This window comes from Gluconobacter sp. P1D12_c, from assembly GCF_018812105.1.
Taxonomy (GTDB): Bacteria; Pseudomonadota; Alphaproteobacteria; order Acetobacterales; family Acetobacteraceae; genus Gluconobacter; species Gluconobacter oxydans_A.
The window spans coordinates 397,815-411,380 of the sequence record NZ_JACSIQ010000002.1 but is presented as its reverse complement, the minus strand read 5'-3'; the positions used below and the strand labels follow the sequence as shown (position 1 = coordinate 411,380).

General features: G+C 51.4%; 11 protein-coding genes. 8 read left to right on the top strand and 3 right to left on the bottom strand.

Annotation, left to right across the window (positions count from 1 at the left end; translation table 11 throughout):
* Positions 1 to 157: 157 nt before the first annotated feature.
* Positions 158 to 1,222, top strand: coding sequence for a bifunctional transcriptional activator/DNA repair enzyme AdaA (locus KP705_RS20875; protein ID WP_215764043.1), 1,065 nt, complete (start codon positions 158 to 160; stop codon positions 1,220 to 1,222).
* 95 nt (positions 1,223 to 1,317) lie between these two features.
* Here the strand turns inward: KP705_RS20875 and KP705_RS03660 are convergent, their stop codons facing one another.
* From KP705_RS03660 to KP705_RS03650, 3 genes are all read right to left on the bottom strand, one after another.
* Entirely contained in the window at positions 1,318 to 3,021 is a 1,704-nt protein-coding gene (locus KP705_RS03660; RefSeq protein WP_215764042.1) for a Na+/H+ antiporter, read from the bottom strand.
* Positions 3,022 to 3,266: 245 nt separating this feature from the next.
* Positions 3,267 to 5,375, bottom strand: coding sequence for a TonB-dependent receptor (locus KP705_RS03655; protein WP_046902151.1), 2,109 nt, complete (start codon positions 5,373 to 5,375; stop codon positions 3,267 to 3,269).
* 538 nt (positions 5,376 to 5,913) lie between these two features.
* Positions 5,914 to 6,939 (bottom strand): LacI family DNA-binding transcriptional regulator, encoded by a 1,026-nt coding sequence (locus tag KP705_RS03650; RefSeq protein WP_215764041.1) that lies wholly within the window; start codon positions 6,937 to 6,939, stop codon positions 5,914 to 5,916.
* Between the two features lie 172 nt (positions 6,940 to 7,111).
* Between KP705_RS03650 and KP705_RS03645 the strand changes: the two genes are divergently transcribed.
* The 7 genes from KP705_RS03645 to rsgA all read left to right on the top strand — a co-directional run bounded on the left by KP705_RS03645 (position 7,112) and on the right by rsgA (position 13,272).
* On the top strand, positions 7,112 to 7,885 hold the full coding sequence (locus KP705_RS03645; RefSeq protein ID WP_215764040.1) for a hypothetical protein: 774 nt from the start codon (positions 7,112 to 7,114) through the stop codon (positions 7,883 to 7,885).
* Positions 7,882 to 8,604, top strand: coding sequence for a phosphoribosyltransferase (locus tag KP705_RS03640; RefSeq protein ID WP_215764039.1), 723 nt, complete (start codon positions 7,882 to 7,884; stop codon positions 8,602 to 8,604). The genes KP705_RS03645 and KP705_RS03640 overlap by 4 nt, the downstream gene beginning before the upstream one ends.
* 20 nt (positions 8,605 to 8,624) lie before the next feature.
* Positions 8,625 to 9,623, top strand: a complete 999-nt coding sequence (locus tag KP705_RS03635; protein ID WP_160298823.1) for an ABC transporter substrate-binding protein — start codon at positions 8,625 to 8,627, stop codon at positions 9,621 to 9,623.
* A gap of 3 nt (positions 9,624 to 9,626) precedes the next feature.
* On the top strand, positions 9,627 to 10,334 hold the full coding sequence (locus KP705_RS03630; protein WP_052750093.1) for a M24 family metallopeptidase: 708 nt from the start codon (positions 9,627 to 9,629) through the stop codon (positions 10,332 to 10,334).
* 73 nt (positions 10,335 to 10,407) lie between these two features.
* Positions 10,408 to 11,220 carry an ABC transporter ATP-binding protein gene (locus KP705_RS03625; RefSeq protein ID WP_200898360.1) on the top strand — a complete coding sequence of 271 codons (813 nt, stop codon included), beginning with the start codon at positions 10,408 to 10,410 and terminating at the stop codon, positions 11,218 to 11,220.
* A 24-nt stretch (positions 11,221 to 11,244) separates the two neighbouring features.
* A complete protein-coding gene (locus KP705_RS03620; protein WP_046901964.1) occupies positions 11,245 to 12,057 on the top strand; it encodes an ABC transporter permease in 813 nt (270 codons plus the stop codon).
* Positions 12,058 to 12,240: 183 nt separating this feature from the next.
* Entirely contained in the window at positions 12,241 to 13,272 is a 1,032-nt protein-coding gene (rsgA, locus tag KP705_RS03615; protein WP_046901963.1) for a ribosome small subunit-dependent GTPase A, read from the top strand.
* Positions 13,273 to 13,566 lie beyond the last annotated feature (294 nt).

Sequence of the window (13,566 nt, the reverse complement as noted above, 5' to 3'; positions counted from 1 at the left end):
GCGCCTCTCATGGAGGCGTTAGACGAGCGAACTTTAGAAAATGATATCCGTCCCGTGGCGGATATCTGTGTGCCATGGAAGAGGCTACGCCGAAAATAAAAAAATCAACGCCTGAAAACCGGCGACATTTGAGAGTTGGTGGCTATAGGTTTTGTGAATGCTATTCGATCTTCCTGACCCAGATACTCTCTATGCCGCTCTGCTCGCCCGCGATGAATATTTCGACGGACAGGCATTCGTCTGTGTGTCGTCAACCGGGGTGTTTTGTCGCCTGACCTGTCCGGCCAGAAAACCGAAGCGCGAGCATTGTACGTTTTACCCGACTATTGGGGACTGTATTGAAGCGGGTTTTCGTCCATGCAAGCGTTGTCATCCTCTTCAGGCTGCAGCGCTTGCCGACCCTGCAATTTTGGCCCTTTTGCAGGCTTTGGATACACGTCCTGATGTGCGGTGGTCCGAAGACCGTATTATCAGGTTGGGTTACGACCCTTCTACAATCCGCCGGAGCTTCAAGCGACAGTTTGGAATGACGTTTCTGGAAATGGCGCGTCAGAGGCGTCTGAGAGAAGGGTTCGAAGCGTTAGCTGAGGGCGGCAAGGTCATTACGGCTCAACATGAGGTCAGCTTTGAGTCGGCAAGTGCGTTTCGGGCGGCTTTTTCTCGTCTGCTGGGATGTGCACCGGGAGAATTGCGCCCCAATAAGTTTTTACAGGCGACATGGATACCCACACCTTTGGGCGATATGATGGCTGTCAGCAGTCGCAGTCATCTGCATCTTTTAGAGTTCGTAGATCGAAAAGCGCTGCCCGCAGAGCTCAAGAAACTTAACAAGGCCTCGTCGGAGGGAATTGGTATCGGCCGTATGCCGCCATCAGAGCAGGCTGAAACGGAACTCGCTGCCTATTTTTCTGCGCGATCAGACAGTTTTCATACCCCTCTTGCTGTGAGCGGAAGCGCCTTTACACAAAAGGTGTGGGAGGCTTTGCGAACAATTCCTGCTGGTGAAACCAGAAGCTATTCTGACATTGCACGGCAGATCGGCCGTCCCTCCGCAGTGAGAGCTGTGGCGCGCGCCAATGGTGCCAACCAGATAGCGCTGATGATCCCATGCCACCGCGTTATTGGCGCGGACGGCTCCTTGACGGGATATGGTGGTGGACTTTGGCGGAAACACAGGCTTATTGAGATCGAACGCGAGCTTAAAAAATCGAAAATAGGATAACCGCTTTTCAGGGTTAATATTCTATAGTGTCATAGGTGCGCGGAGAGTATTTTTTAGCTAATTACTTCATATTAATTGTATTATTTTTATTGATTCTAAATATCTTGAGGTAATCTCTGAACGCGACTGCGGATCACCTGTTCTTCGTAGTCAAGTTCACGCTGAATGTCCCATTCCGTCTGATCATTGATGTCGCGTGCGTCCACCAGCGCATGAAGTGTTTGTCGCTGCAGCCGCAAGACAATCAGGCGCAATGCCAGTTCGATCCGTTCACGGCGCAGCGCTGTCGTCCGCGTCAACACTGGGGACTGGGTTGGGCCATCAATTTGGCTGAGGCGGTTTTCATAGGTCTGTAGCAGGCGTCCGAGAACCTCCAGCCTCATATCTTCGTTGCTATGATCACTGTCTGCCTGGTCAAGGGATTCACTTCGGTCTTTCTCTGTGCGGCTTTGTTCACGGTGCAAAAGCTGCAAAGTCGCCTGAAGCAGGCGCTGGCGGGCAAGACTTTCTTCCTGAGCGTGCTTGTCCGCCATATCGCGCGGCAGATATCGGATACACAGCGGAATAGCGATCGCTGCCATAACGAGGGAGAGAACAATTACCCCAGTTGCGACAGTAATTACAAAGCTGCGTTCAGGAAACGCTTCCGGGTCAATCCCGATGGCTGGGAGCGAAAGCACTGCTGCCAGCGTAACGGCTCCACGGACACCGGAGAAGGCGAGCAACACAACCTCGAGGATGTGTGGGAACGCGAAGGTGCGATGTGACATCCGGGCAGTTGCCCATCTGCGAATGATAGAAACCCAAATTCCGCAAAAGCGGATAATGAACATAATGGCATAAACACTCGCGACCAGTAACGAGAGTTGCCAGAAATGCGCGCTGTGCTCGTGAGCTAGTTCTACGCCAGCATCAAGTAGCCAGGGAAGTTGCAGCCCTAGAAGAAGGAAGATCAAGGCATTAAAAACATAACTGACAGTGTCCAGAACCGTGCTCGCCTGCAGTCGGGTCGAGGTTGCAGCTTCGTCTGATACTCCTGTCAGTTTGATAACCATGCATCCGGCGACAGCTGCCAGAATGCCTGAAGCATGCGCTGTCTCGGCTGCGAGATAGATCCCGAATGGCAGAAGCACGATCATCAAAACCTGCATAAGAGGATCGTCAAATCCGCGGCGAAGCAAGATGCGCTCAATGCGTACGGCAATCCATGCCAGCCCTGCTCCGATAGTTAATCCTCCGAACGAGACCAGCAGGAACGAACTGAAAGCATGACGGTACGAAAATTCTCCCGTCATTGCGGCAATCATTGCAAAATGAAAGCAGACAAGGCCCGACGCGTCATTGAACAGAGCCTCGCCGTTAAGGATATGGATCAGCCGCTCAGACACCCGGCGCCCTGCAATGAGGCTGGAGACGGCAACGGTATCTGTGGGAGAGAGGGCGGCAGCGAGTGTAAAGCATACCGCGAGACTAACGGCCGGGATCATCCAGTGAATTGCGTAGCCGCAAAGGACTGTCGAAATCACAACAAGGCCGAATGCCAGAAACAGAATTACGCTACGGAGTTCTGAGAACTCACGCAACGGCATACGAAAAGCGTCTGTGAAAAGGAGTGGGGGCAGGAAAACCAGCATGAACAGGCTTGGCTTCAGTCCGATATGCAATCCGAGAAGAGACGCAATACTACCGAGCAGGATCTGAACCAGAGGGGCAGGGACACGATTGGAAAGCGCCTTAACTGCCAGACTGCTTACAACGATCATGGCGAGGAGGACGAGAGTGGTTTCTGCTTCCGACATACATAGTCTTTCGGCCAATTTTCAGAAGCAGGCAAATGTTTCGTGATTTTGAAATTTCTGAGGATGTCGCATCATTATAATTATTGGCGTTCCAGGTATGTTGGGACCTTATCAGTGCATCATATATTTCCTCATCTTAAGCAATGGATTTTGTTATAAAAATTATCCTTCAAAGACGGGAAATTTCACTGGAATATGAATTTCCCGTCTTCTTTAAGTGCCTCGTGCAAGATCTCTCAAAATTTTTAAAAAGCTGTTGAGACCGTACCTGTAACTGTAAATCTGGGTTCCAGAATAAACTGTGCACCAGAACCCGTATTAGAAAGATTTCCGTTCATAAGGCGGACCTGGCTGGCATTTGTACCGACGCCAACGACCCCTGTGCGCAGGATTGCACCGGTAAGATTGGTAAAGTTCAGTCGGATTGTCGGTGACTTTGCATGCCAGAGGGGCTTGAAGTGGTAACCCAGTGAAAGCGTGTTTGTGAAATAACCCGGCATCCGCTGGTCCCCCGCAAGCGTTGTCGATTGCGGGCCAGTATAGTGAAGGGCACCGTTCGCAAATATACCTTTATAGGTGTACGTCAGGCCAAAGTTTGCCATGAAATGTGGAGCTAACGGGGCCTGCTTTCCTTTACTCGCAAAGGCCGTAAGACTTCCGTTAATATCTGAAGCAGCGATATTGGTATCAGTTGTGGCGTTGAGGTATTCCATAGAAAAATAAGGGCTGAGCCCGTGAATAGGCTGTGTTGATACCATCAAGTCCACGCCGCGAGCGGTTTGATTCCCGGCATTTACGACGCCAGTCTGGTTGTTCCCGACATAAGTGGAAAGGAGGCGATTTGTGATGTTGTAATTGAACAGATCAAGATCGACGATGAGGTATTTATCGTTGTAACGATAGCCGAGCTCCTCTCTGATTGAATACTGATTTTTAGGCAATGTTCCATCGATATTCGTGTTCGCTACCGCAGAGGATGCGGGCTGTCTGAAGTCACCTTCTGCATTCATGTAAAGTTGATGGTGCTCATTGAAGTGATAGCTGATTGACACATGCGGCAATGGGGCAGTCAGGTTCTGTCCAAGCTTTTGCTTGCTTGGATAAACGATATACCAAACATTCGACATGACATATTTGAAGCCAGCATTCACCAAAAGGTGGTCGTGGAAGTATTTTGCGGTATCCTGAAAAAATAACGAATGAATTTCAAAGCCTGCCGTGTTGCCTGGATAAACGCGGCTGCCGTTTCGATAGATCTGATAAGTAGAATTATTGGGACTTGGGTTAGCGCCTTCGGCAGTTGTCACGCTGCTTGGAAAGTGCTGGGTGTAATCCTGATTTTGGTACCAGTAGCCAAATTCAAAGTGATTGTGCTTATCGATATCGTATCCAAGAATGGCTGTTAGGCCGACGCTGAATGCGCCATCCTGCAAGAAAAAGCTGGTTACGGGAGTTCCGGTGGCAACTGGCACTCCGGATTTATAAGTATTGCCGCTCGTTGCGCCTGAAAAAGCGCCCGCGCTTCCGCTCCAGCCGCGTCCCCAGTTGTAGTAGGGGCGGAGATCAAAATGCAGGTGTCGTGTGAGGACAACATGCATTGGCGCGGTCAGGAAAAGCTGCATCCAGTGGTTGATGTTGTTTTTCCAGTAATCGTTACCAACCGCATCGAATTCAGCCTTCCGGCCGTAGCTATTTCCCGTCCGTTTGAAGTCATAAAACTGATTGGCGGTGCCATATCTGTCGACGACAAAGTCTTCGAGGTTCCACCCCATGAATGCGCGGGCATATGAGCCATTGGCCCAGTCTTTTCGCACGCCGACATCCACGTGAATCTTCTCGTTGCGTCCGCCGCCAAACCATGAGCGTGCGTGGGTATGGGCAAACGAGACAAACCCTCTGCTTCCCGTGTTGCCAACGTCTCCTGATTCAAGGCGAATGAACTGGCGTGCCAGATTGTTTGTGCCGTATGAAAAATCCATCGTTCCCCCAAATTTGTGTGAGGGATCATGAGTGGCCTGATTCAAAACGCCAGCGGCTGCTGATGTTACGGGAAGATCAATTGGAGACGAACCCGGCATCATGCTGACGCTGTCGACGTCTTCGGATTCAACGTTTTCTGCCATATACGCCGCGCTGGCTGCAGGGCCGCCATCAATCATGAGTGCCATATCAGCATCTGTCAGGCTTCGGCTTTGAATGCGTCCACCCTGCAAGCCAGACGTGTCGGTGACCGCAATGTTGACGCTTGGAAGATTTCGAACGAGTTCAAGGGCAGTACTTGTGGGGCTCCGCATATCAATAAACGATTTTGTAATGGTCTGTACTGCGTATGGGGCAGTTTCAACACGCATCATCCCGCCGCCTCGGCTTCGCTGTACGCTGGACACGTGAACAGTTTCATCTGCCGTGGAATTAATCTCCGTACGTGCATGTCGGGGTTTCGGATGTTCTGACACACTGGGAATGTCGTGACGACGTGAGCGGACCTCCCGTTGAGGAGTAGATTTTTCCGCCTCCTGTTCGGTCGCAGCGGCCTGTGCTTCCGAGAACGATGTGGCGTCAATGATTCCGGCTGGTAGGCTGGTTCCCAGGCAAGTCATGACGAGGAGGCGCCGATTTAACGAGCGAATTTTCGGAGCACGAGAACGCATCACATGGCTTCCTTTCATGTGGAACCAAGTTGTTTTTGTTTCTTATCATTATGGATTTCGACCGAGCGATAATGTGGGTTTGATCCATAACGGAAACGTAACCTAAATTTGTTTTTAAAATAAAACGGTATTTTTAAATTTGAAATTTCAAATTATGTTCTTGAATGTTGCAATTGGAAATAAATTAATAACAATTAGTAATTTATCTTATTGTGTAATTTTTATATTTAGTAATATTTACTTATATAGATAGATGTCGCCCCCTGTGTCTGACAGAGCCACGCCGCACCAGTGCGATCGGTGTTCTGATTTCCAGGGTAGGACGTGCTGGGTTACCCATGGTTGCCAGCAATTGGCGTACACCTTCGCGTCCCATGGTCTGTGCATTCTGTCGAATAGTCGTCAGGCGGGGTGTGACCATGTCAGCCGGAGCGATATCATCAAATCCAAGAATGGACAGATCACCAGGCACGGTAAGGCCTAGGTCAAGAAATCCTTCGATCAGGCCAATCGCAATATAGTCACTGCCAGCGAAGACTGCATCAGGCCTGGGGTGCATGGCAGATAACGCTACAGCCGCCTGACGACCATAATCACGGCTATAAAGGCCATTTAGGACAAGAGCAGGGTCAAATGAGAGGTTTGCTTCCTCTAGAGCTTGCCTGTAACCCGAAAGGCGTTCAGCCGCGCTCATCAAAGCAGATGGTCCGCTCACGTGAGCAATACATCGATGCCCTGCGCTGATAAGATGTCTGACGCCGTAGAGTGCGCCCTGCACGTTGTCACAGAAGACTTTGCTTGCATGGCTGCCGGGAATATCTTCATCCAGAATAACAATATTTCGGTAGCGATTAAGGTGATCTCGGAGTTGTCCATCATCCGGTCGGTTTGAAACGAAGAGCAGACCATCAACCATGTGAGTGTCGAGCCATCGAAGAAAATCAATCTCTCGCGACACGTCATTGCGGCCAATTCCCAGAATGAGGCCATAGTTGGCTGATGCGGCTTCGAGTTCAGCACCTTCGGCAAGTTCTGCGAAAAACTGATCTGAAATTTCAGGCACAATCAGCCCGATCGTCTCGCTTGTCCCGCGGCTCAGGCGTTGCGCAAAGTGGTTTCTACGAAAACCAAGGGTTTGAATGGCTGCCTCCAGTCGCGCCGCAGTTTCAGTAGGCAGCACGAGTTTGTTGTTCAGATAGCGAGAAACGGCGCCTTTCGAGAGGCCAGCTAAAGTGGCGACGTCACTGATCGTAGGGCCTTTACTCATCTGAAGCTCAATTTGTCAGGCATGGGGTTGGTACGATTCAGAGCTGCATCTCAAGGGAATGAGGATATGCAACTCCGGATCGGAATCGTTATGTTGCTTATTGACAATGATATGATCCGAAAGTTAGTCATTGTAAACCGGTTTACTGATTAAGTGAGGTCCCGTGTCATATATGACTTTCACCGCCCAAACCCTAGGCGTTCCAACCGACAGTAGTTCGGTTGTGGATGCCATTCGGATGGTGGTGAAAGATTTTCATGACCGTGGTACCAATGTTGTATCGGGGAAGGGAGGAAAGACTTTTTCTTTTTTCCCAACCTCTGTAACGGATAATATTCCTCCGCTTTCACCGGAGCTGGCGGATGCTATCTGTTTGCTTTCTCGCCTCCATATAGCGCACGCAGACGATGCGACGCTGGGTGTGGGGGAGGAAGATAGAGGCGCTATGATCACTGCAGATATTCTGCGGCAGTATAGTCTCCCGCGCACCCTTGCACGCTGGACGCCTTCAGGTGCTCCTGGGGAAGTTAAAGTCCGATTGAGTAACGAGTATCTCGCAGAAGGGTCCACGGATCTGCACCTAAACGGTGTCCGCTCCACGGACCGTATCATTCTGATCGACGACCTGATTAGTACTGGAGGAACACTGGTTTCGCTCATTCAGGCCATCACCACCACCGGGGCCGAGATCCTCGAAATTTTTACGATCGGCGAAAAGACTGAGAACAAAGGCCGGGATTTCATTGCGCAGCAGACAGGACTGAAGGTTAAAACGCTCTTGGCGACAGATCTGCATGATGATGGGCGGGGTGTTCGCTCGCGCGTCATGCACGTCAATCTTGGAATGCTTGACAAAGCCTGTTTTACTCAGGTCGCTCAGCATTTTCCTCCGGGCTTCTGTCGCATTGGAAGTGGTGCCGAAAGCCATCCAGGTGAACACTCATGACGCAAGTGAAGCCCTATCACGCTCGCTGGTTCTCCAGGTCGTCTATAGAGAAAGCGACGATATATTCCGAGAGCTACCCTGTTCCGCTAAGGGACGGTTCGGTGCTTCAGCTTCCCTTGCGAGCGCTTCCGGGTGGAGAAATGGCAATTGCGCTCCTCATGTCTAATCAGACAAGCTTTGCTGTCGAGTATGAGATCATCCGCCTACTGACAGATCTGGTTCATGACCTTGCCCCTGAAGCCATCGTAGGTGTGCCGACGATGGGACTGGCCTATGCGCGTCCTGTGGCGCAGAATATTGGCTTGGACGATTATGTGGCACTCGGGCATTCGTGCAAATTCTGGTATGATGAAGAACTCTCTGAGCCACTGGTTTCTTCAACCAGCCCACGTCACAACAAGCGGCTTTATCTTGACCCGGCGCTTATAGAGCGCGTGCAAGGGCAGCGTGTTGTTATTGTGGATGACGTCATTAACACGGGTCAGACCGCAGGGGCGGCCATCAGGCTTCTACGCAAGGCGGGTGCAGATATAGTTGGCGTTGTGGCGCCTTTGACCGAAGGGTGGGCCTGGTACAAGGCTTTGAGCGAAATCGAGCCGGATCTTCCAGCGCTGGTTCAGGCGATAGGGCATATCCCCATGTTTCGTCTGGTGGGGCAGGGTTGGTCTCCTATCGAAGGGACGTGTGCAAATGACCGTCCTTCTTCCCTGAACGGATGACACAGGATAAGGCAAGTTCTGTGAACAGGCGCCTCTGGCACAAGTGGGCCGCTGCTGTTTTCTCAGCATGCCTCTTGTTGGCATGCTTGCCCCACAAAGCGCGTGCTTCAGAAAGTCTGCATCATGTCCGCCTGGTTTATTTTTGGCCGGTACAGGGCTTTCTTCTGATTCCTATCGTCGTTGCTCAGAAGCAGGGTATTTATCGACGATATGGACTGGATGTATCCATTGTTTTGCCGCCAGATGCTCAGACTACGGCGCGTATGCTCGCAACAGAGCAGGCCGAAATCGGCATGGAAGCACGGACGGATGTAGTTTTTGCGGCAGAGGTTTCACTGCCGCTGGTCTCCATCGCTAATTACGATCAGCATAATAGCTGGTGCGTTGTCGGCAGACCGGGCGAGCCCATAGATCTCCGCACCCTTGAAGGTAAGAAAATAGGGATTTTTACAGACTCATGGACGGCTGTAATGATGCATCTGCTGTTCGAAAAAAGTGGTGTGAAAAATGCGGAGAATGTCCAGCAGATCATTACGCAGTTTGAAGATTTGCCATTACTGCTCTCCGGTCGTCTGGATCTTGCCACCAATGCGGCGTCCTTTGCGATCGCGGCGTCCATAGCGCAAGACGGACAAATGCCTAGTCTGGCATGTCCGAATGTCACTGGAGTGCCAGACATTCCCATCTGGTCCTTCACGGCAACGCCTCAGTGGCTGAAACTGCATGGTGCGGATGCCAAGGCTTGGCTGGCTGCGACGCGTGAAGGTCTTCTCTGGGCGATGGCTCACCCGACCGAGGCGGCAGCCCTCTTCAGCACAATTTATCCGGAAGTAGATAGTCCGCTCTACGATAAAGCTGGCTGGGCGGCGGCTGTCCCTTATTTTGGAAATGGTGACACTGCTTTGAGCCAGACATCACAGTCTTGGTCAGAGCTTGCGAGTGAAATGCATCGCATTGGTCTGATTTCAAAAGTTCGTCCGCTGGTCACTTATTACACCAACCATTTTCTGCCGAGGTAGATCATGACTGCATCACTTCCCTCAGATCTGAGTCACTACACCGCTGCACAGGACATTGCTCGTGCAGTGTTGACCGATATTACAGCCCATATCGTGCCTGGTGCATCTGAGGCGAGTGTGCACAAGGCATGCCATGACCTCATTCTTGCGCATGGAGCAACCGATTTTTGGGGCAATACGCCCGCTTTTGTATTGGCTGGGGAGCGGCTTCGGCTATCTGTTTTTGATAGCAGTTATGTTCCGTCTCCAAAGCTGTTTGGCGAAAACGAAACCATTACGATTGATGTGGGCCCTCGCATTGATGATTACTTCGGAGATAGCGCACGAACCTATTTCCTACGTAACGGGATTATCGTGTCCGCCGCTGACGCCGGTGAGGAAGAGGCGCAGGCCATGGATTTTGAAGCCTACCTTCATGGCGTCTTCATAAAGACTGTTCAGCCAGACATGACATTCGGAGATGTACATCAGAAGATGTCGGCATTGGTCTCCGAAAATGGCTATGAAAACCTCGATTTGCTCGATGCGTATGGTCACAGTATCGCGACTTCTACCGATGATTTCATTATTATGGAGAAGGGAAATGAACGCCTTCTCGGGAGTGTAAATTATTTCACATTTGAGCCTCATATCGCGAAGGTTGGTAGCTCTCTGGCTGTAAAATATGAGGAAATTTATTATTTCGATCATGGGTTAGTTAAAATGGTCTGACGGTCATACACGATCACCGTGCCTGGCTTGGGGCTGAGGCACGCCTTGGATGCGCCTTCAATAGAAAGACCTCATGATGCCCAATACATCCGACGCACTCTTTTCGCAGGCGCATACCGGTGCGAACGGGAATACTGCAGGTCGTGCCGTCAAGCTTTCCATTGATGGGGTGTCGCATGCATTCGGTGATAATCTCGTGCTGGACAATGTCAGCCTCGATATCGCACCGGGAGAGTTTGTCTGCGTTCTGGGGGCGTCTGGCTGCGGCAAAAGCACACTGTTTAATGCGGTGTCCGGCTTGTTGCCTATCACTACGGGCAGCATCAGGCTTGATGGAGAAGATATTGTCGGAAAGCCCGGTAATGTGGGTTATATGCTGCAGAAGGACCTGCTCCTTCCGTGGCTGACAGCGCTTGATAACATTGTTCTTGGGGCATCTCTGACCCGCGGTGCCACTCAGGATGACCGGCTTCGGGCTACGGCGCTTGCCACGCATTATGGTCTTGGTAGCTATCTGAACAATTACCCCGCAACCCTCTCAGGAGGGATGCGCCAGCGTATCGCACTCATGCGGACGATTACGGCTGGCCGGGATCTTATGTTGCTGGATGAGCCATTTGGCGCACTGGACAGTCAGACCCGACTGAGCATGCAGCAATGGTTGCTACAGGTCTGGGCTGAAACAGGACGTACAATCATGTTTGTCACTCACGATGTAGATGAGGCGATCTTTCTCGCGGATCGGATCGTCGTGCTGCTACCACGGCCGGGACGGATCGGTCGTATTCTCAACGTTGATCTGGAGCGCCCTCGAGATGTTTCATGCATGACGTCCAGCACTTTCATGTCGCTAAAAGCAGAAGCGCTTGATCTCCTTTATCGTTGACCCTTATCAGAAATGAATTTTGAAATGAGCCTGATCCGGTCGATTTTTATTCATCCCGTAGTCAAATCCATGGGTTTTTGGTCTGTGGCCATGCTCATGCTTTTGGGGTTGTGGCAGGCCGTCGTTTCCGTATTCCATGTGCCAGCTTTTATCATCCCGTCTCCAGTCGCAACAATAAGTGCCTTGTTCCAGAATGAGGTCATGATACGCGGATTGTTGTGGCAGACTTTCAAGGAAACGTTGGCAGGCTATCTTGTCGGCGCAGCAGTTGGTGTGCTCCTAGCTGTCGTGATGTCACAGTTGCCGGGGCTGGGGCGTCTGCTATATCCGGCACTTGTTACATCTCAAGCCATTCCGATTGTGGGTATCGCAGCGCCGCTCGTAATCATCTTCGGCTTCGGTATGACGCCAAAGCTCATTATTGTGGCCTGGATCGTCTTCTTTCCAGTCGTGGTTAATATGATGGACGGGCTGGCGCATATAGATCGTGACCAGATCAATCTCGCTCGTCTGCTTGGCGCGACGCCCCTTCGTACATTTCTCTACATCCGCCTACCAGCCTGTCTGGGACCACTTTTTTCCGGCCTTAAGATCGGCGCTTCTTACGCTGTAACGGGGGCTGTGATCGGGGAGTGGACGGCATCTTCCAAAATGGGACTGGGAACTTACTTGCTGGCGGCGAATGCCCAGATGAATTCTGTCGGGGTTTATGGTGCCATGCTTCTGATGACGTTGATTGGCATTGGCTCTTTCGCAATGCTGCTGCTGCTGGAATACGTCGCCATGCCATGGCGGCACAGAGCGACATCACCTTGGGGGCGTGCCCCACACATTTGAGGGTCAGGGTACTTTTTGTTGGGGCTACAGGACTTGCTGCTTAAAGGACTACCCAGTGCCCCGATAAAGGAGCATACCAAAACGCTAGGACAGTGCTTATAAAGCAGGCAGAGACCCAAGCCTGAACGAAAGACAAGATCCCTGACCGTACTGACATCTTATGGGTGGAGCGCTGAAACTGCGTTGGCCTTCCAGCCTTACTCCGGAAGTGAGCTGATCCCTGGGCGTGTCGTTGCACAGCAACGAGGCCTTCTTGGTGTCATTACTGAAAGTGGTCTGATTCAGGCTGATACTGCAGGGAAGCTTCTGCATACGTCGGATCCATTGGATCGGCCGGCCATTGGTGACTGGGTGGTGTGCCATCCGAGGTTTTACGAACGACGTGGCACTATTCAGGCTGTCCTGCCGCGCACGACCTGTTTTGTCCGTAAAGAAGTCGGAAAGCGGACGCAGTCGCAGGTTATTGCAGCCAATATTGATGTCGCATTCCTAGTTATGACAACTGGGGCAGATTTCAACCTGTCCCGTCTTGAACGGTATCTGGCGCTCACAAGAGAAAGTGGCGCAAAGCCTGTCATCGTCCTGACCAAGGCTGATCTGTGTGAGGATATTGAGCAAGTCTCTAATGCTGCCCAGACTTGCGCCCCTGAGGTTGATCTCAGGATCGTATCTTCTCTTGAGGGTACGGGGCTGAACGAGATTTCGGCATATCTCGACGGGCATCGCACTGGCGTCATGGTGGGAAGCTCTGGAGCGGGAAAATCTACCCTTCTCAACGCCCTAATGAAAACCGACCATGCTGCAACGGGGGCTGTCTCCGAGTATGACGGGCAGGGCAGGCATACGACGACCCATAGGGAGATGGTGAGCCTGCCTACGGGTGGCCTGCTGATCGACACGCCAGGAATGCGTGAACTCGGCATGGTGAATGCCGCGGAAGGTCTCGCCGCTGCATTCGGGGAATTCAATGCTGAAGTCGAAGAGATTGCTCAGCAATGCCGCTTCCGGGACTGTAAACATGAAGCCGAGCCCGGTTGTGCAGTCCGAAAGGCTCGTGAAGATGGGAAGCTTGATGAGCGGCGCTGGAATAACTGGCTCAAGATGAAGCATGAAATCCTGCTGCAGGAGCAGAAAAATCCAGCGGGACGAAGAGCGGAGCGGCGAGAGCAGTTGCGTCTTAATAGAGAAGCCCGGAGAGCGAAGCGTCACGATTGAGTTAAAGGTATATATTAAGAAAGCACTACGGTTTGCGTCGTTGGAAAAATTTACGCGGTATACGAGATACATTCGGTTTGAAGTCGTTGCAGGCTCGTATTCTTGATTAGGTAAATAAACTTTTAGCCTATTTCACATCTAAAATCTTCTTTACTTTGAAAAAGCGCACTTGAAGCAATCATAGAGAATAAGCTCTGCAGCCTCGGTCCGTGCTGCGCGTCTGTGCGTACGTCGCTCAGACGTTGTGTTGGCTCTGAGGTTGAGCATGCACCTAATTTGACATGGATCAATGTT